This window comes from Flavobacteriales bacterium (genome assembly GCA_016713875.1).
Taxonomy (GTDB): Bacteria; Bacteroidota; Bacteroidia; order Flavobacteriales_F; family PHOS-HE28; genus PHOS-HE28.
The window spans coordinates 276103-296284 of sequence record JADJOI010000003.1; the positions used below are offsets into that span (position 1 = coordinate 276103).

11 protein-coding genes are annotated in these 20182 nt (G+C 63.5%); 8 read left to right on the forward strand and 3 right to left on the reverse strand.

Features of this window, described 5'->3' with window-relative positions:
* The first annotated feature begins 87 nt into the window (after window positions 1–87).
* The 5 genes from IPJ87_02680 to IPJ87_02700 all read left to right on the forward strand — a co-directional run bounded on the left by IPJ87_02680 (window position 88) and on the right by IPJ87_02700 (window position 12309).
* Window positions 88–3207: a M36 family metallopeptidase gene (locus IPJ87_02680; protein ID MBK7940780.1), complete on the forward strand. Its 3120-nt coding sequence runs from the start codon at window positions 88–90 to the stop codon at window positions 3205–3207.
* Window positions 3171–4199 carry a hypothetical protein gene (locus IPJ87_02685; protein MBK7940781.1) on the forward strand — a complete coding sequence of 343 codons (1029 nt, stop codon included), beginning with the start codon at window positions 3171–3173 and terminating at the stop codon, window positions 4197–4199. Before IPJ87_02680 ends, IPJ87_02685 begins: the two co-directional genes overlap by 37 nt.
* A gap of 44 nt (window positions 4200–4243) precedes the next feature.
* A complete protein-coding gene (locus IPJ87_02690; GenBank protein ID MBK7940782.1) occupies window positions 4244–5512 on the forward strand; it encodes a hypothetical protein in 1269 nt (422 codons plus the stop codon).
* A 66-nt stretch (window positions 5513–5578) separates the two neighbouring features.
* On the forward strand, window positions 5579–8128 hold the full coding sequence (locus IPJ87_02695) for a hypothetical protein (GenBank protein ID MBK7940783.1): 2550 nt from the start codon (window positions 5579–5581) through the stop codon (window positions 8126–8128).
* A gap of 125 nt (window positions 8129–8253) precedes the next feature.
* Entirely contained in the window at window positions 8254–12309 is a 4056-nt protein-coding gene (locus IPJ87_02700; protein ID MBK7940784.1) for a T9SS type A sorting domain-containing protein, read from the forward strand.
* A 391-nt stretch (window positions 12310–12700) separates the two neighbouring features.
* Here IPJ87_02700 and IPJ87_02705 read toward each other — a convergent pair whose 3' ends face one another.
* The 3 genes from IPJ87_02705 to IPJ87_02715 form a co-directional block, all read right to left on the reverse strand.
* Window positions 12701–14158 (reverse strand): glyceraldehyde-3-phosphate dehydrogenase, encoded by a 1458-nt coding sequence (locus IPJ87_02705; GenBank protein ID MBK7940785.1) that lies wholly within the window; start codon window positions 14156–14158, stop codon window positions 12701–12703.
* A 68-nt stretch (window positions 14159–14226) separates the two neighbouring features.
* A complete protein-coding gene (locus tag IPJ87_02710; GenBank protein MBK7940786.1) occupies window positions 14227–15090 on the reverse strand; it encodes an RNA polymerase sigma factor RpoD/SigA in 864 nt (287 codons plus the stop codon).
* A 180-nt stretch (window positions 15091–15270) separates the two neighbouring features.
* Window positions 15271–16758: a Do family serine endopeptidase gene (locus IPJ87_02715; GenBank protein ID MBK7940787.1), complete on the reverse strand. Its 1488-nt coding sequence runs from the start codon at window positions 16756–16758 to the stop codon at window positions 15271–15273.
* 121 nt (window positions 16759–16879) lie between these two features.
* Between IPJ87_02715 and dapF the strand changes: the two genes are divergently transcribed.
* From dapF to IPJ87_02730, 3 genes are all read left to right on the forward strand, one after another.
* Window positions 16880–17665: a diaminopimelate epimerase gene (gene dapF / locus IPJ87_02720; protein MBK7940788.1), complete on the forward strand. Its 786-nt coding sequence runs from the start codon at window positions 16880–16882 to the stop codon at window positions 17663–17665.
* Window positions 17662–18696, forward strand: a complete 1035-nt coding sequence (gene mltG, locus IPJ87_02725) for an endolytic transglycosylase MltG (protein MBK7940789.1) — start codon at window positions 17662–17664, stop codon at window positions 18694–18696. The genes dapF and mltG overlap by 4 nt, the downstream gene beginning before the upstream one ends.
* 76 nt (window positions 18697–18772) lie before the next feature.
* Window positions 18773–20179, forward strand: a complete 1407-nt coding sequence (locus IPJ87_02730; protein MBK7940790.1) for a phosphoglucomutase/phosphomannomutase family protein — start codon at window positions 18773–18775, stop codon at window positions 20177–20179.
* The last annotated feature ends 3 nt before the right edge of the window (window positions 20180–20182 follow it).

The following is a 20182-nucleotide window of genomic DNA, read 5'->3' on the forward strand; positions in this document are numbered from 1 at the left end:
TCCTGTTGGGATCCCGATCGGCGGCCGTGGTCGGTCGTGCTCCGCCTTTGGCGATCCCGGTATCTTGCCGTCCCCTACGTTGCGATCATGCTGATGAAGAACACCCTGCTTGCCTTCGGCCTCCTGACGATCGGCTTATTCCCTGCGGTGGATACCGCCGCCCAGGCGCCCCTGCGGGACCCTGTTGTCGCCGCCCGGGTCGAACTGCTTCGGAAAGGCCATGCCGCCGCAGACCTGGATGGCCTCATATTGACCGATGTCTACACCGACCGGCGCACAGGCGTGCTGCACGCCTACATGCGGCAGGCGGTGAACGGGATCGAAGTGTATGGCACGGAGGTCGCGCTGCACGTGAGGCCGGACGGGACCATCGTAACCCTGCACGATCGCCTCGTGAAAGGCGCCTCGGCGCGAGCGGGCAAGGGTGGCCCCGCGCTGACCCCGGAACAGGCGTTGGAGCGGGTGATGCTGATGGAAGGACTTCGTCCGGCCACATTGGTGAGGAGGCAGGCGGACGAGCGCAGGCACAGGGTGGTGTTCAGCGGGGAGGGGTTCACCACCGAGGATCCGGAGGTGCGTCTGTTCCTGATGGAGCGGGAGGGTCAGCTCGTTCCGGTATGGAACGTCAGCCTGTACATGCCTGACGGCTCACATTGGTGGAACATCCGGCTGGACGCCTTGACGGGGAAGGAACTTGAGCGGAACGATTGGGTGAGCCAATGCCGGTTCGATGAGCCGGCGGCCGCACATGCGGGGCACGACCATGGCGCAGCTGCCCCACCACCGGCCCCAGCCGCGGCCAACGACCTCCATGTGTTCCCCATGCCGCTGGAGAGCCCGAGCCATGGCGCCCGCGCCATCCGCAATGCGCCCTGGACCGCTGCGCCGAACGCATCCCCCTTTGGGTGGAACGACACGAACGGTGCCGCTGGCGCGGAGTTCACCATCACCCGTGGCAACAACGTGTACGCTTCAGAGGACCGCGACAACAACAACGCTCCGGGCTTCAGCCCCGATGGCGGTCCCACGCTCGACTTCGACTTCCCGCTCAACCTGGCCTTGGAGCCCATCGACTACGAATCGGCGGCCATCGCCAACCTGTACTACTGGAACAACATCATCCACGATGTGATGTACCAGTACGGGTTCGATGAGGTGAGCGGCAACTTCCAGGTGAACAACTACGGGAACGGTGGCGCGGGGAACGATGCGGTGAACGCCGATGCTCAGGACGGCAGTGGCACCAACAACGCCAATTTCGGCACCCCTCCGGACGGCAGCGCACCGCGCATGCAGATGTTCCGCTGGACCAGCACCGTGCCGGCACGGGACAGCGACCTGGACAACGGGGTCATCGTGCATGAGTACGGCCATGGCATCAGCAACCGGCTTGTCGGAGGACCCTCCAACACGAGCTGCCTCTCCAACGCCGAGCAGATGGGCGAGGGCTGGAGTGATTACTACGCGTTGATGTTCACCATGGAGGCGGGCGACCAAGGGCCTGACCCACGGGGCATCGGGACATACGTGCTCGGTCAGCCGGTGACGGGCGCAGGCATCCGGCCGGCGCCATACTCCACCAACTTCGGGGTGAACGCGTACACCTACGCCAGCACCAACTCGGGATTGAGCCAGCCGCACGGCATCGGCTTCGTTTGGTGCACCATCCTCTGGGAGATGACCTGGGACCTCATCGGCCAATACGGGTTCAGCGCCGACCTGTACAACGGGACGGCAGGCAACAACATCGCCATGAACCTGGTGACAGAGGGCCTGCGATACACCGCGTGCAACCCCGGTTTCGTGGACGGCCGTGACGCCATCCTTCAGGCGGATATGGCCCTTTACGGCGGGGCCAACCAGCAGCTGATCTGGGCCGCGTTCGCCCGTCGGGGTCTCGGATTCAGCGCCAGCCAGGGCAGCAGCTCCAGCCGCTCCGATCAGGTGGAGGCGTTCGATGTCCCGCTGGACATCAACGTGGGCGTGTCCGGGATCATCGAACCCCTGCAGGGCATGTATCCGGATTGCGCGAACGATCCCAGGCCGGTGAAGGTCCGGGTCCGCAACAACGGACTACTTACGCAATCCAACATCCCGGTGAACTACCGGTTGGATAACGGCGCTGTGGTGAGCACGGTGCTGGTCGGCCCGCTCAATTCCGGTCAGGTGGTCGATCTGAGCTTTCCAGGAACGGCGACCATCTCCGGCCTGGGCGCACACGTGCTGAAGGCGTGGACATCACTACCTGGCGATCTGGCCGCGGCCAATGACACCAGCACGGCGAACTACCAGCTCTACGTGGGAACCACGGTGGCCGCACCCTTCCTGGAGAACTTTGAGAGCGGTGCCCTCTGCGGTACGTCCAGCAATTGCGGCACCACCGTGTGTGACCTCCCCAATGGCTGGGTCAATGCCACCAGCGGCACCTACGATGGCAGCGACTGGCGGACGGACGAGAATGGCACACCCAGCTCGGGCACAGGACCCAGTGTGGACCTGGTGCCTGGGACCGCAACCGGCAACTACATCTATTTGGAAGCTTCCTCGTGCCTGAACAACGAGGCCCAGCTATTGAGCCCGTGCATCGACCTTGCCGGGGTATTGCTCCCGAGGCTCCGGTACGGGTATCACCTGTTCGGTCCGGCCATGGGCTCCCTGCGGGTGGATGTGTTCGACGGTGAACAGTGGCATCTGGACGTCACACCGGTGGTCCAGGGCGATCAAGGCAACACTTGGAACACCCGCATCGTGAACCTGGATGCCTTCGCCGGTGGGACCATCCTGGTCAGGTTCCGCGGGCGCACGGGAACGGACTTCACCTCGGACATGGCGCTGGATGCCATCGAGATCTATGAAGGAGCTGTACCTCCTGTGGTGGATCACAGCGCCACGCCGGCCTCCTATTGCGTGGGCGGCAAGGTGACGCTTAGTGATCTGTCGATCAACGACCCCACTTCGTGGAACTGGTCCCTGAGCCCGCCCACCGGGTTCATGTTTACCGATGGGACCAGTTCGGCCAGTGAGAACCCTGTGCTGCTCTTCACCAGCCCGGGCACCTACGACGTGACCCTGCAGGCGACGAACATCTATGGGACGGGGAGCTTCACACGCACCGGAGCGATCACCATCGGCACGAGCATCGCGGCCCGGTTCGACCTCCTGCTGGACCGATGGGGGCAGAGACCACCTGGAACATCAAGCGCCTGAACGGGACCACGGTGGCTTCCGGCGGCCCGTTCACCAACGTGGCGACCAACGGTGTCTACCCCCGGCCACCGGAATTCCTCTGCGTCGATGCCGATAGCTGCTATGTGCTTGAGGTGAACGACAGCTATGGTGACGGCATGTGCTGCGCCTATGGCGATGGCAACTACCTGCTCACCACCGGGGCTGGCGATACCCTGGTGTTCGGCAATGGTCAGTTCACCTTCCAGAGGAGGGATACGTTCTGCCTGGCCGTTACACCCAGATTATCCGCGCGGGTGTTGCTCGAAGGCCCGTGGGACGGGTCCACCGGGCTCATGAGGGATCAATTGCGGTCCAACCCGGCGTTCCCGCTTACCGAGCCCTACACGACGCTCGGCTTCTCCCAGCTGCTGGGCGGGGGCGAGACCATCGACCCCGGTCTGCTCTCGGTGACCGGGAACGATGCCATCGTGGATTGGGTGCGGATCGAAGTGCGTGATCCGGCCACCCCCTCCGTATTGCGCGCCACCCTGCAGGCCTTGGTTCAGCGGGACGGGGATGTGGTGGACGTCAATGGGTCCACGAGCATCGCGTTGCCCGTGGCTGCCGGCAACTACCACGTCTCCATCCGCCATCGGAACCACCTGGGGGCGATGACCGGTGATCCCGTGGTGCTCGGCAGCACACCGACCATGGTCGACCTCTCGTCACCGTCCCAGTCCACCTTCGGCACTGATGCCCGGAAAGCCGCCGGTGCAGTGCGGCTGTTGTGGGCCGGCAATGTGATCCGCGACGGCCAGCTCAAGTACGCCGGTGGATCCAACGACCGTGATCCCATCCTCGTCCGCATTGGAGGCAGTGTGCCGACCGCGACCGTGTCAGGGTACTGGACCGAGGACGTGACCCTGGATGCCGTCGTCAAGTATGCGGGGGCCGCGAATGACCGCGATCCGATCCTCGTGAACATCGGCGGGATCGTGCCCACGGCGATCCGCATCGAGCAGCTACCCTGATGGAGGTCATGCACACCATCCCGCAGGCACTCCCATCTTGCCGTATGATCCGTGACAAGGTGCTACAGGGGGGGGCAGGTGCATGTCTTCTTCTTTCTCCGCTCATCGCGAACGCGCAGAGCTGGGAAGTGTTCGACATGGTCACCGCGGGATTTCCGAGCAACACGGTCCGGGCGCTCTCCCCGGACAGCAGTGGGAACATGTGGGTCGGAACCGATTGGGGGCTCTGCAAGTTCGACGGCACGGATTGGACGGTGTACCAGACCGGCAATTCGGGCCTGCCCGAGAACGACATCCGCTCGCTGGCCGTGGCCCCGAACGGGGACCTTTGGATCGGTACCGCGCTCTATGGCCTGGTGGTTCACGATGGTACGAACTGGGAGGGCTTTTCCACCCAGAACAGTCCATTGCCGGACGACCAGATCAACTGCATCACCTTCGATCATCGGGGTTGGGCATGGATCGGGACCGTGGGCGGGCTGGTCTGCCACACGGGCACCGACTGGCGCGTGTATAACGATCAGCCCACGAGCTATAACGGCTTGGTGCTCAATGGCAATCACGTACGCGATGTGGCCGTGGCGCCGGATGGCCTGGTGGCTTTCGGAACCATCAACGGAGGCTTCCACTACCTGACCGATACGGCCGTCCAGGTACATGCCACCTACATCGACATGTTCCCGGACAACACCCAATACGGGGTTGTGATCGATACGGTGGCCAGCGAACGTTGGCTGGCCTGTCCGGCCGGTGGGCTTCTGCGCCAGGGAGGATCATGGAATGGCGGCCCGTGGTTCCAGTACACCACGTTCAATTCACAGATCCCCTCCAATGCGCTGACCTGTATCGTTCAAGACGCGTACTCCCGCCTCTGGATCGGGAGCCAGTTGAACGGAGTGATCCTTCGGGAACCGAACGGTGACTACAGCGTGTTCAACACCGGCACCAGCGGCATCCCGGACAATTCCGTAGAGCACTTGTGTTCCGCCCCGGACGGCAGCCTTTGGGTGGCCACGTTCTTCGGAGGCGCTGCTCGGTTCACCTTCGACGTCGGCATCCACAGTGAGTCCCACCTCGACCGGAGTGTGCACGTGTTCCCTAACCCTACGGACGGACCGGTGCAGGTCGTGACCGAGGGTCTTGCTGTCGGATCGGAGTGGCGGGTCACTGATGCCGTGGGACGCGTTTTACGGAGCGGCCGAACCGACGCTGCACAACCGGCCTTCGACTTCCGAGGGAGCGCGCCAGGTCTGTATGGCCTTGTGATCGCCAGCCCGGATGGCCCCCGGTCGGCATGGTTTCAAGTGTATTGACCCTGCTCCCCGGCTGATGTACCTTGCGGCTCCCCGAACCGGGTGACCTTCCAGAATCCCAACAACATGATGAAGCGCTACGCCTGGGTGCTTGCGGCACCCCTGTTCTTCAGCGACCTGAACCCGGCCGAGGCCCAGTGCACGGTCACCAACGCTACGGGATGCACGTGCGCCAATGGCACCGGGAACTGTGAGTTGCTCCCGGACATCCAGATCAGCTGGTTCGCCCTGCAGAACTATGCCTCCGGTCCTTCCGAGTACAGCCAGACTTCCACGGGGAATGCCGGTCGGCTGCGGATCAGCGGCTCCACGCCCAACCAGGGCCGTGGCCCTCTGGAGGCGCGCGGGGTGAACGCCCAAGGATTTCGCACGTTCATCTGTGGCTCGGATACGAATACGGTCTACTTGCCCACGGATAACAACGGCTATAGCTGTTCGAACGGTTTCGCGGCCAAGCAGCGGTTGTATCAGCGGGTGTATTCCAAGAACGGCAACACCATGACCTATGTGGATCAGTTGGCCGGCACTATGACCTACCACCCCACCCACAACCACTATCACGTGGACGACTGGACTACGATGACCCTCCGGTTGGAGCAACCTGGTGAGCCCGATCCGCGCAATTGGCCGGTGGTTTCCAGCGGAGGTAAACTGGGATTCTGCTTGATGGACCTCAGCACCTGCACCAACAGCGCAGGACACTGCCGGACCTCGCACCTGTACAACCAGGGAACCAGCCTGAGCACCACCCAGTTCCCCAACAGCGGCTTGGGCGTGGGTTATAGCTGCGGGGAGAATTTCCAGGGCATCTCCGTTGGTAAGAACGATATCTACAGCGAGAGCTTGGACGGCATGTGGATCAACCTGCTGCCGGGTCTGTGCAACGGCAATTACTGGATCGTAGCGGAAGTGGATCCGCAGAACAGCTGGCGCGAGGAGAACGAAGAGAACAACTGGACGGCCATCCCCTTGAGTCTGACACAGCAGTCCGCGGCGAACAGCGGCGGTAGTGCCTTCATGAACGCCTCGGGCCGGCTGGTGCTCGCCCCGGGCGGTAGTGTCACGCTGTCCGCAACTCCGGGCTATAGCTACTTGTGGAACACGGGGGCCACGACCCGAAGCATCACGGTGAGCACACCGGGCGCCTACTCCTGCACGGTGACGGCACCCTGTGGCGCATTGGCCACCCCGAGCATGACGGTCACCCAATTGGCCGCGCCGAATGCTCCGGCTGGGACGGGGGCCACGGTCACTGCCGGAGACTCGGCACAGCTCTCGGCCACTGGAAACGATCTCCGCTGGTATGATGCGCCCACGAGCGGAACCGAGGTGGGCTCCGGTGCGAACTTCATCACCCCGAATCTGGCTCAGACCACGTCATACTGGGTTGAGGATCGGAACGTGTCCGCCGGAGCTGACCTGAACGTGGGCAAGCCGGACAACTCGGGAAGTGGCGCTTACAGTGATAGCAAGCAGTACCTGCTCCTCGACGCTTACGAACCCTTCGTCCTGGAGTCCTTCAAGGTCTACGCGAACTCCGTGGGTAAGCGGCAGTTCGTGCTGTTCGACCGTGTGGGGAACCTCATCGCGGAGAAGTACATCGAGATCCCGAACGGCATGAGCACCGTCACGGTGAATTGGGACGTTCCGGCCGGTACGCAACATCGAATCACGGCCTATGACGACAATGCGGACGTGTATCGTCAGCTCTGGCGGAACGACGGAGGCGTATCCTACCCGTATCCCATCGGCACATTGGGCTCCATCACCGGAAGCACGGGCGGAAGCCAGTTCTACTACTACCTGTACGACTGGAAGGTCCGTACGGCCGATGTGGTGGCCGTGGGTCCGCGCACTGAGGTGGTGGCCAACGTCACCAACGCCATCCAACTGGATGTCAGGGTATTCCTTGAAGGACCGTACGATGGAGGGACCGGTCTCATGAAGGACGACCTGCGCTCCAACGGGCTCATTCCCACGACCGAACCGTTCAGTGCACTGGGCTTCACCCATGTGGGCGGTGGCGGTGAGAGCATGGCGCCCGGTCTGCTGACGACCACGGGCACGAACGCGATCGTGGACTGGGTGTTGCTGGAGCTGCGCTCCTCCACGGACGCGACCCAGGTCTTGGCCACCCGTAGCGCGTTGCTCCGACGGAACGGTCAGGTGATCGGGGTGGATGGCGGAGTCCCGCAATTCGGGGTGCCGGCAGGCAACTATCACGTGGCCGTGCGTCATAGGAATCACATGGGCGCCATGACCGCTGCTGCGGTGAGTTTGGGCGGAAGCCCCACTTTCGTGGACATGACCGCTGCCGCCACCGGATCGTGGGGCACCGACGCCCGCAAGAACGTGGGCGGGACGATGGTGCTCTGGACAGGCAATGCACGCCGGGACAATGTGCTGAAGTATACCGGCACCAGCAACGACCGGGACGAGATCCTGCAAGCCATCGGCGGCACCCTTCCCACGGGTGTGCTGCCCGGATATCACACCATGGACGTGACCTTGGACGGACTGGTCAAATACGCGGGCGCCGCCAATGATCGGGATCCGATCCTGGTGAACATCGGCGGCACGGTGCCCACGGCGACGCGTGTCGAACAACTGCCTTGACCGTTCCGGGATCTTCTTACCTTCCGCCCCGGTTGTTGACCCTACCCTGTGACCAAAACCAAACCCTGATGATGTTCTCTAAATCCAGAACCAGGAGCCGTTCCTTTTGGGGGGCGCTCCTTGCCTTGTCCCTGGGGACCGGCGCCACGGCGCAGCCGCTCGTGGACATCGGCCTCTTCCCGAACGCCAGCCCGAACACGCTGGAGGTAAGGGTCAGACCTGACGCCTCCTTCAACCAGGTGGTGTCCTCGCTCACTTTCACCATCCGGTGGAACAACGCGTCCGGAGCGAGCCTTGATGTGAACGCCATCACCCAGTTCTGCCCCGGGGGCTTCTTCATCAGTCCGTCCGGCGACGGTGAGATCGTGGATGGCGGCTTCCGGTATTACACGTTCAATGCCTTCGGGTTTGCTCAATTGAGCGCGGCCTGTTCCGGTCAAGCGTGGAGCGCCAACACCGAGCGGGTGATCATGACGATCCCGGTGATCAACAACACCGGCTGTGCCACGTTCAACATCGTGAACGATGGGTACACCCAGGCCAACAACAAGGATTACTTCATCTCCTTGAACGGTCTGGACCGCACGGATGTCATCTACAGCACGGCCTTCAACATCGGCAACTGTACGCCCGACTGTCTCGGCGTGATCGGTGGTCCGGCCCTTCCGGGCACCGCCTGCAATGATGGCAACGCCAACACGGGCAACGACACGTGGAACGCAAGCTGCGTATGTGTAGGGCAACTGATCGACTGCCTGGGCGTGCCGGGCGGCAGCGCCCTGCCCGGTACCGCCTGCGATGACGGCCTGGCCACCACCGGCAATGACACCTACGATGCCAACTGCAACTGCGTCGGTCAACTCATCGACTGCCTGGGTGTACCGGGTGGCTCCGCACTTCCTGGCACGGCCTGTAATGACGGCAATGCCAACACGGGCAACGACACTTGGAGCGCGAACTGTACCTGCGTGGGTCAGCTGATCGACTGCCTGGGTGTGCCGGGCGGCAGCGCCCTTCCGGGCACGGCTTGTAATGACGGCAACGCCAACACGGGCAACGACACCTGGGATGCGAACTGCACATGCGTGGGTCAGCTGATCGATTGCCTCGGCGTGCCGGGCGGCAGCGCCCTGCCGGGCACCGCCTGCAACGACGGCAATGCCAACACGGGCAACGACACCTGGAGCGCGAACTGCACCTGCGTGGGTCAGCTGATCGACTGCCTCGGTGTGCCGGGTGGCTCCGCTCTTCCTGGCACGGCCTGCAACGACGGCAATGCGAATACGGGCAACGACACCTACGATGCCAACTGTAATTGCGTCGGTCAACTCATCGACTGCCTGGGCGTGCCGGGTGGCAGCGCCCTGCCGGGCACGGCGTGCAACGACGGCAATGCCAACACGGGCAACGACACCTGGAGCGCGAACTGCACCTGCGTGGGTCAACTGATCGACTGCCTGGGTGTGCCGGGTGGCAGCGCCCTTCCGGGCACGGCTTGCAATGACGGCAACGCCAACACGGGTAACGACACCTGGGATGCGAACTGCACCTGCGTGGGTCAGCTGATCGATTGCCTCGGCGTGCCGGGCGGTAGCGCCTTGCCGGGCACCGCCTGCGACGATGGTAACCCCAACAGCAGCAACGATGTGTATGATGCCAACTGCAACTGCAGCGGCACCCTGCCGAACGACTGCCTGGGTGTTCCGGGTGGTACCGCTCAGCCGGGTACGGCCTGCGATGACGGCAACGCCAACACGGGCAACGACCTCTGGGATCCGAACTGCGTGTGCGTGGGCCAGCTGATCGACTGCCTGGGCGTGCCGGGTGGCTCTGCCCTTCCGGGCACCGCCTGCAACGACGGCAACGCCAACACGGGTAACGACACTTGGAGCGCGAACTGCACCTGCGTGGGTCAGCTGATCGACTGCCTCGGCGTGCCGGGCGGTAGCGCCTTGCCGGGCACCGCCTGCGACGATGGTAACCCCAACAGCAGCAACGATGTGTATGATGCCAACTGCAACTGCAGCGGCACCCTGCCGAACGACTGCCTGGGTGTTCCGGGTGGTACCGCTCAGCCGGGTACGGCCTGCGATGACGGCAATGCCAACACGGGCAACGACCTCTGGGATGCGAACTGCGTGTGCGTGGGTCAGCTGATCGACTGCATGGGCGTGCCGGGTGGCAGCGCTCTGCCGGGCACCGCCTGCAACGACGGCAACGCCAACACGGGCAACGACACCTGGAGCGCGAACTGCACCTGCGTGGGTCAGCTCATCGACTGCCTGGGCGTGCCGGGTGGTCCCGCTCTTCCGGGCACCGCCTGCGACGATGGCAACCCCAATAGCAGCAATGACACCTACGATGCCAACTGCAACTGCGTGGGCCAGCTGGCCAACGACTGCCTCGGCGTGCCGGGCGGCCCTGCGCAGCCGGGTACGGCCTGCGATGATGGCAACGCGAACACGGGCAACGACCTGTGGGATGCCAACTGCGTGTGCGTGGGTCAGCTGATCGACTGCCTCGGTGTGCCGGGTGGCAGCGCCCTGCCGGGCACCGCCTGCAACGACGGCAATGCCAATACGGGTAACGACACGTGGAGCGCCAACTGCACCTGCGCTGGCCAGCTGATCGACTGCTTGGGCGTACCGGGTGGCAGCGCCCTGCCGGGTACCGCCTGCGACGATGGCAACCCCAACAGCAGCAACGACGCCTATGATGCCAACTGTAACTGCGTGGGCCAGCTGGCCAACGACTGCCTCGGTGTTCCGGGCGGCCCAGCCCAGCCGGGTACTCCTTGCGATGATGGCCAGGCGCAGACCGGTAACGACACTTGGGACGCCAATTGCAATTGCATCGGCCAGCTGATCGACTGCCTGGGCGTACCGGGTGGTAGCGCTCTGCCGGGCACGGCCTGCAATGATGGCGACGCCTGCACCACCGGCGACGTGTACGATGCGAACTGCAACTGCGCGGGTCTCTTCGCGGACGCGGACAACGACGGTACCTGCGATGCCAACGACGTATGCCCGAACAGCCCCGAACCGGGCCAGAGCTGCGACGATGGTGACGCCTGCACCATCAACGACGTGGTGGGCGCGAACTGCAATTGCGCCGGCACCTTCGCGGACGACGACAATGACGGTACCTGCGATGCCGACGACCTCTGCCCCGGTAGCCCGGAGCCTGGTCAGGCTTGCAACGACGGCAACCCGCTCACCATCAATGATGTGGTGGATGCCAACTGCACCTGCGCCGGCACCCCGATCGGCAACTGCACGGAGATCCTGACGCTGGACATCACCCTGGACAACAATGGTTCTGAGACCACCTGGGAGGTGCGCGATCAGAGCGGTACCACGGTGATCGCCTCCGGCGGCCCCTACCAGAACGGAGTTGGTGGCACGATCGTCACCGAGACCATCTGCCTCAACCAGCTCTGCTACCGCCTTGTGGTGAACGACGCCGGTGGTGACGGCATCAGCGGTGGTGGTTACGTGCTGCGTGATGCCAATGGCCGCCGCATCGTGGATGCGAACGGTTCCTTCGTGAGCACCAGTAGCGTGGCCAACGAGTTCTGCCTGCCCCTCAGCGTGGCCCGTCTGATCAACGCCAGCTGCGATCGCACGAACCTGACCTACAGCACGAGCACCCAGATCTACGCCAGCTTCTATCCGGGTGCCAGCGGCTACCAGTTCTGGATGTTCGATCCGCACGGCTCCTACTCCCGTCGCGTGTTCAAGACCACGCAGAACCTGGTGCCCGCCACGCTGGTGACCAACCCGGTGCCGGCCGACATCGACCTGAACGTGCGCGTGCGCGCTCTGGTGAACGGCAACTACACGGAGTTCGGTCCTGCCTGCCGCTTCCGCCTCAACACCCCGGGTGGTGGTGGTCGTGAGGCCATCCTGTTCGACGAGGCCAGCAATGTGACGATGAGCCTCTACCCGAACCCCAACCGGGGTGAGGTGGTGAACGTGGCCTTCGACGGGATCGCCGCCGCCGAGCGGATGGACATCGAGGTGATGGACATCTTCGGCAAGCGGGTGAGCGCTGCGCAGATCGCCGCTCCGGGTGGTGCCTTCGTGCACACGATGGACATGAGCCAGCTGGCCCCTGGCGTGTACATGGTGAACGTCCGTGTGGACGATCGCCTCTACACGCAACGCATGGTGCGCCAGTAACCTGAACGACCTTCAAGGCGAAGGGCCGCTCCTACTGGGGCGGCCCTTCGTGCGTTCGGACGCGGAGGAAGGGTCGATGGCCGGTCCCTGCCGCGTGATCGGGTGGAGAGCGTCCCAGGCAGATGGCCGTTCGGTGCCTACCTCAGATGGCCGTTCGGTGCCTGCCTGGGCCTCGTGGCCCTCGGAACGGTCCGGCCAACCAAGGCCCCGACCTTCGCGGTCGGGCATGGAACTACGGTGCTGGACCTTGCATACCAGCAGGTTATTCGACCAGCCATGCAGTGCAGGCAATGCCGTGGTTGCGGAGGGTGCCACCCGGAACTTCTTGGCGGGCTGGGGGCAACGGAAAAGCCCCGCGCTGGGCGGGGCTTATAACGGAGCCGGGAACTGCTCAATAGTAGATCAGGCGACGCACCTTGGCCACGTGCTTGGCCAGTCGGATCACCTGCTTGGTGTAGCCGAACTCATTGTCGTACCAGGCATAGAGCACCACGCTCTTGCCATCCGGTGCAACGATCGTGGCGTTGCTGTCGAACACGCTGCAGCAGGTGTCGCCGATGATGTCGCTGCTCACCAGCTCAGGGTCGATCTGGTAGTGGATCTGGTTCACCAGTTCACCCTCCAGGGCCGCCTTGCGGATCAACGCGTTCATCGCAGGCAGGTCGGCGATGGGCTTCTTCAGCGTGAGGTTCATGATGGCCAGCGAGCCGTTCGGCGTGGGCACGCGCACCGCATTGGCCGTGAGCTTGTCCTTCAGGCTCGGGATGGCCTTGGCCACCGCGGTACCGGCGCCGGTGCTCGTGATCACCATGTTAATGGCGGCCGAACGCCCGCGACGTGGGCCTTTGTGGTAGTTGTCCAGCAGGTTCTGATCGTTCGTGTAGGCGTGCACTGTTTCGATGTGGCCCTTTTCCACGCCAAGGTTGTCCTCCACCACCTTCAGGATGGGACAGATGGCGTTCGTGGTGCAGCTGGCGGCGCTGAAAATGCGTTCGTTCTCGATGTCGAGGTCTTTGTGGTTAATGCCGTACACCACGTTGGGGATCTCCTTGCCAGGGGCGGTGAGGAGCACTTTGGCCACCCCCTTGGCCTTCAGGTGGCGCTCCAGGTCGGCGCGCTTGGTGAAGGCGCCGGTGTTGTCGATGACCAAGGCATCCTTGATCCCAAAGGCCGTGTAATCCACATCCTCGGGGTTCGCCGCAGCGATGAGCTGAATGAGCTGGCCGTTCACCCAGATGGCCTTGTTGGCCACATCCTCGATCACGGTGCCTTTGAAGGTGCCGTGCACGCTGTCGTTGCGCAGAAGCGCGGCGCGCTTCACGATCTCGGCGTCGGTAAGCGTGCGGGTCACGATGGCCCGGAGGCGGAGCTGCTGGCCCTTGCCGGCCTGCTTCACCAGTTCGCGCGCCGCGATGCGGCCGATGCGACCAAAGCCATAGAGCACCACATCACGCGGTTCGAACTTGTGTTTGTCCTGGCCGATGAAGCCCGAGAGCGTGGTGGACAGGAAGCCTTTCAGGTCCTTCTTGCCACCCTGGATGTAATCCCAGGTGAGCTTCCCGATGTCGATCTTGCTGGGCGCCAGGTCGAGGTCGAGAAGCCCACGGGCCACATCGGAGGCCGTGAAGATGTCGATCGGCTTCTGCACCACCTGGTCGGCGTAGTTGAAGAGCTTGATCACCTCGGATATGCTGATGTCCAGCAGGTGGTTGCGGAAGAACACCAGCTCTACGCCGCGGCCGTACATCAGCTGGCCGACGGAATTCTCCAGATCAACGGCCGCCTTCTCGCGGTCCACGTATTCTTTCAGGCCGGCCTCGTAACCGGACTTGGCTTCCAGGGTCTGCATGGATGAGGGATGGGGATTGGTCCGAAGATGTGAAAGGACGCGCCCCGCCGTAGGCGGGGCGCTCAGGTTCAACCGAGGTAGGCTTTGAGCAGCTTGCTCCGGCTCGTATGCCGCAATCGCCGGATGGCTTTCTCCTTGATCTGGCGCACGCGCTCACGGGTGAGGTCGAACTTGGCACCGATCTCCTCCAGGGTAAGCCCATGGTTGATGCCGATCCCGAAGAACAACTTCACCACGTCGCGCTCGCGTTCCGTGAGCGTGCTCAACGCGCGCTCGATCTCCTTGCTCAGGGACTCGTTGAGGAGGAGCCTGTCGGCCGGCGCACTGTCATTGTTGGGCAGCACATCCAGCAGGCTGTTGCTCTCGCCTTCCACGAAAGGAGCGTCCATGCTGATGTGGCGGCCGCTCACCTTCATAGTGTCGGCCACCTTTTCCGGCGGGAGGTCCAAAAGGGCGGCCAGCTCATCGGCGCTGGGCGGGCGCTCGTACTCCTGCTCCAGCTTGGCGAAGGCCTTGTTGATCTTGTTCAGTGAGCCCACCTGGTTGAGAGGAAGGCGCACGATGCGGCTCTGTTCGGCCAGCGCTTGCAGGATGCTCTGGCGGATCCACCACACGGCGTAGCTGATGAACTTGAAGCCCCGTGTCTCATCGAATCGCTGCGCCGCCTTGATGAGGCCGAGGTTGCCCTCGTTGATCAGGTCCGGCAGGCTGAGGCCTTGGTTCTGGTACTGCTTGGCCACGGAGACGACGAAGCGCAGGTTGGCTTTCACCAACTTCTCCAGGGCGCGTGTGTCACCTTCCTTGATCCGACGGGCCAGCTCCACCTCCTGGTCGGCGGTGATCAACCCTTCCTTGCCGATCTCCTGAAGGTACTTGTCCAGCGATTGGCTTTCCCGGTTGGTGATCGACTTGGTGATCTTGAGCTGACGCATCCTGCTGGTCACGGTGCGGAGGGTGTTAGGGGTTGGTGGTCAGGGACTTCTGAAGTGGTCGGTCCACTGGACCCCACCACGGGTATGGCGCGAAGGTAAGGCCCCACCTCCCTTCGGGACAAGCTGGCTTGTTCACGCGTCCTCCCCAGCGGTCCCTGTAACGCCTGGACGAGGCTCGGTTCAGACCCCAAGGCCATAGTAGGCCCGGGTGCCGTTGGGATACACACCCTCGATCAACACGCCACCGCGTTTGTTGGTCAATGCGCGCTCGATGTCCTCCGGCTTGCTGATCGGCTGGTCATCCACGCGCGTGATGATGAAGCCCTCGCGGATGCCGCTGGTCCGCAGTCGACCGGTGTCCACGGAGATCACCTTCACCCCGTTCGTCAGCTTGAGGGCACGAAGCTCGTCCGCCGTGGCGGTGGCCAACTGGGCACCGAGGACCTCACTAAGCTCGCGCTTGGCAGGTGCGGTCGCGGCCGTTCCGGAACCATCACGGCCGCGAAGGGTGAGGTCCACCACACGCTCCCGATCGTCACGCAGAACGGTCACCGTCACTTGGTCGCCCGGGCGGAACTTGCCCACCTGCTCTTGGAGCTGCGGCACGTTATTCACCTCGATGTTCCCCACCTTGAGGATCACGTCGCCCTCCTTGAGGCCGGCCGACTGAGCGGCACCGCCCTCGGTGAGCCCGTTCACGTAGACGCCACGGATCCGCTCCATCCGGGCCTGTTCGGCGAGCGCCTGGTCCATGTTGCGGATGCTCACCCCCAGGTAGGCGCGTTGTACGCTCCCATACTCCAGCAGGTCACTGGTGACCTTGCGCACGATGTTCGCAGGCACGGCGAAGGAATATCCGGCGTACTGACCGGTGGTGCTGGCGATCGCCGTATTGATGCCGATCAGCTGGCCCTGGGTGTTCACCAGCGCGCCACCGCTGTTCCCGGGGTTCACGGCCGCGTCGGTCTGGATGAAGCTTTCGATCGGGAAAATGTCACGACCCGGATCGTACTGGAGCAGGTTGATGTTCCGCGCCTTGGCGCTCACGATGCCGGCCGTCACCGTGCTGGTCAGGTTCATCGGGTTCCCGACGGCCAGGACCCATTCGCCCACCTTGACCTCGTCCGAGTTCCCGAAGGCAAGCGTTGGCAGTTCAGTGGCGTCCACCTTGAGCAGGGCGATGTCCGTGCTCGGGTCACGGCCGATCACCCGCGCAGGAAGCGAGCGGTTATCGTTCAGATGTATGGAGATCTTGTCGGCGCCTTCCACGACGTGATTGTTGGTGACGATGTACCCGTCGTCGGCGATGATCACACCGCTGCCTACGCCTTCCCTCGGCTGCGGCTGGCTGGGACGGTAGCCCCAGAAGAAATCCTGGAACGGGTCGCGGTAGCGGACCATCGTTTCGGTGGTGACGTGCACCACGGCGTTCACAGAGACCTCAGCAGCGGGGACCAGGTCGACCGGAGCCGCGCCCGGGGTCAGGGTCGGCATGCTGACCGGGAGGGTCGGTGCGGTCGCCCCCACGGGTGGTGTACCATCGGACCGGATCTGTGATGGACGCAAGAAGAGGTCGTACCCGCCCATGGCCAGAATGCCTCCGGCAAGGGCGGCCAGGAAGTAGGAGAACGTGCGTTTCATGGTGTTCGGCGGCGCATCAAGCGGCATGCCGCGCTGCACGAAACAACGTTCCTGACAGGCCCTCGATACGCATCGCGGCGTTAAAAAGTGTTGATCAAGGTCGGGCATCCATGGCGCAAGGCGCTGACACGGCCCGCATCTTTGCGGCATGGCCGATGGGTGGAACTTCAGCAAGTGGGAGGGCACCGGGAACGACTTCATTGTGATCGATGACCGCGGGATGGACTTTCCGGACCGGGACACGGCCCTGGTCGTTCGCTGGTGCGACCGCCATTTCGGCATCGGCTCGGACGGGTTGATCCTGATCCGGCCGGCTGCCGACGTGGGCATGGCGTTCCACATGGAGTTCCTGAACCCGGACGGTAGCCGGAGCTTTTGCGGAAATGGCAGCCGCGCAGCGTTCGGCTTCTGGTCAGAGCTCACCGGCGACGGCACGCCTGTCCGATTCAGTGCGATCGACGGTGAGCATCAGGCCGGATGGGCCGATGGGCTGGTGCGCGTGACGATGCGCGATGTAGTGGCGGTGGAGCCGGTGGACGAGCGCATGGACCGCATCCATACGGGGTCACCCCATCTTGTGGTGTGGGTGGATGATCCCGAGGCCATCGATCTTGTTCCGGCCGCGCGAGCCATCCGGTACGCCCCCGAACATGCCCGCGCGGGGATCAATGTGAACTTCGTCCGATGGACGCAAGGGAGAATGGAGATGAGGACCTATGAGCGCGGTGTGGAAGCCGAAACCCTGAGCTGCGGCACCGGCGTCACGGCTGCGGCCCTTTCGGCCATGGCGCGTGGGTTGGTGAAGGGCCGTTGTGAGGTGGTCACGCGGGGGGGGCGGTTGGTGGTGGAGGCCACCCCGGCAGCGTCAGGGTTCGTTGATGTGCACCTCTGTGGCCCGGTCGGTCACGTCTTCTCCGGAACCGTTCCGCGATGAGGCATTGGCGGAGAGCGCTGATCGTGGCGGCTGTCCTTTCGCTGCTGGCCGCGGCGCTGGGTTATGGTACTTGGCGCAAGGTCTTCGGTCCAGGACCGGAGCTCGGGAGGGCCGAGCGGGTGCTGCTCATCCCCACAGGGGCCCTGTTCGATCAAGTGGTGGACAGCCTGAAGGGCGCTGGCCTGGTAGGCGACGAGGCGGCACTGCGTTGGCTGGCCGGCCGAAAGAACTATGTATCCCGGATCAGACCCGGGCGGTACGTGATCGCCAGCGGTACAAGTTTGAACGCCCTGTTGAACCGGTTGCGCAGCGGTGAGCAGGACCCGGTCCGGGTGACCTTTACGAACATCCGCACCCTGCCCCAGCTGGCCGGCCAGGTCGCGAGGTACGTGGAGGCGGACTCGATGGCGATGCTCGCAGCGATGACCGACCACGGTCTGATCGCGCGGCTGGGCTTGCGCCCGGAGACCATGATCGGGATGTTCTTGCCGAACACGTACGAAGTGTGGTGGACGGAACGGCCGGAAGCGTTCATCGAACGGATGGAACGTGAGCACGGGCGGTTCTGGAACGGCGACCGGAAGGCGAAAGCGGCGGCCTTGGGCCTGAGCCCGATGGAGGTGAGCACCTTGGCGAGCATCGTACAGGCAGAGACAGCGAAGCGGGACGAAGCACCGATGATCGCCGGTGTATACCTCAACCGATTGAGGATCGGCATGCCCCTGCAGGCGGATCCCACCTTGAAGTTCGCGCTCGGCCTGGACAGCGTGAACCGTGTGCTGGACGCCGACAAACGGGTCGATTCGCCTTACAATACTTACACCCATCCAGGCCTGCCACCCGGCCCCATCAACATGCCCGAGCCAGGCCATATCGACGCGGTACTGAACGCGACCAAGCACGACCACCTGTATTTCTGTGCGCGGGAGACGCTGGACGGGTACAGCAATTTCGCCCGCACCTACGAGCAGCATCTGGTGAACGCGCGTCGATACCAGCGGGCATTGAACGCGCGTGGTATTTACCGGTGAGCTGTTGATATGGCCCGGTTTGCCGGCACAGGCGACCCGAGGAGGCCGCTACTTTCGCGGCTGAACATCCATGACGATGACGAAGATCAAGTTCGGTACGGACGGCTGGCGAGCCATCATCGCCGAGGAGTTCACCGTGGACAACGTGGCCCGCGTGAGCGTGGCCACCGGCCACTGGGTGAAGCAGCACTTCCCCAACGCCCCGTCCATCGTGGTGGGACATGATTGCCGGTTCGCCGGGGAGCTCTTCGCCGAAACGGCCACCAAGGTGTTCGTGTCCATGGGCATCAAGGTGCACCTGGCGCGTGGTTTCGTGAGCACGCCGATGGTGTCGCTGGGCGCCTTCCAGCTCAAGGCCAGCATGGGCGTGATCCTCACCGCCAGTCACAATCCGCCGAGCTACAACGGCTACAAGCTGAAGGGTCACTACGGCGGGCCGCTGATCCCCGAGCACGTGCAGGAGATCGAGGACATCATCCCGGCCGCGCACGGCATCGACCTTGCGGGGATCGACCTGAAGAAGGCGGAGGCCGACGGCATGGTGAGCATCGTGGACCTGGAGACGATGTACGTGGACCATGTGGAGCGCAACTTCGACCTGGAGGCCATCCGGAAGAGCGGGCTTCGACTGGGTTACGATGCCATGTACGGCGCCGGTCAGAACGTGATACGTCGGATCCTGCCCGACACCACGCTGCTGCATTGCGAGCACAACCCCTCCTTCAAGGGTCAGGCCCCCGAGCCGATCCACAAGAACCTGATCGAGTTCAGCGAACTGATCAAGAAGGGCGGCATCGACTGCGGCCTGGCCACAGATGGCGACGCCGACCGCATCGGGCTCTACAACAGCAAGGGCGAGTTCGTGGACAGCCACCACATCATCCTGCTGCTGATCCACTACCTGGTGAAGTACAAGCAGTTCAAGGGCAAGGTGGTGGTGGCCGTGAGCACCACCCCCAAGGTGGAGAAGATGTGCCAGCACTATGGGCTGGAGTACCAAGTGGTGAAGATCGGCTTCAAGTGGATCTGCGGCATCATGATCGAGGAGGACGTGCTCCTGGGCGGTGAGGAGAGCGGTGGGATCGCGATCAAGGGGCACATCCCCGAACGCGATGGCATCTGGATGGGGCTCACCTTGTGGGAGTTCATGGCCAAGAGCGGCAAAAAGCTCGAGGAGCTGATCCAGGAGGTGTATGCGATCGTGGGGCCGTTCAGCTATGATCGGAACGACCTGCACATCAGCGAGGCGCTCAAGCAGGAGGTGCTGAAGAAGTGCTCCAGCGGGGCCCTTACCAGGTTCGGCGAGCTCGAAGTTCGCCGCCTGGAGACCATCGATGGTTGGAAGTACCACTTCGATCGTGACCAATGGCTCATGATCCGTGCGAGCGGCACGGAACCTGTGCTGCGCACGTATGCTGAGAGCGATTCGCTGGAGAACGCGCGGAGGATCCTGGCTGCCTGCAAGGCCGCGATCGGCGCGTGAGCC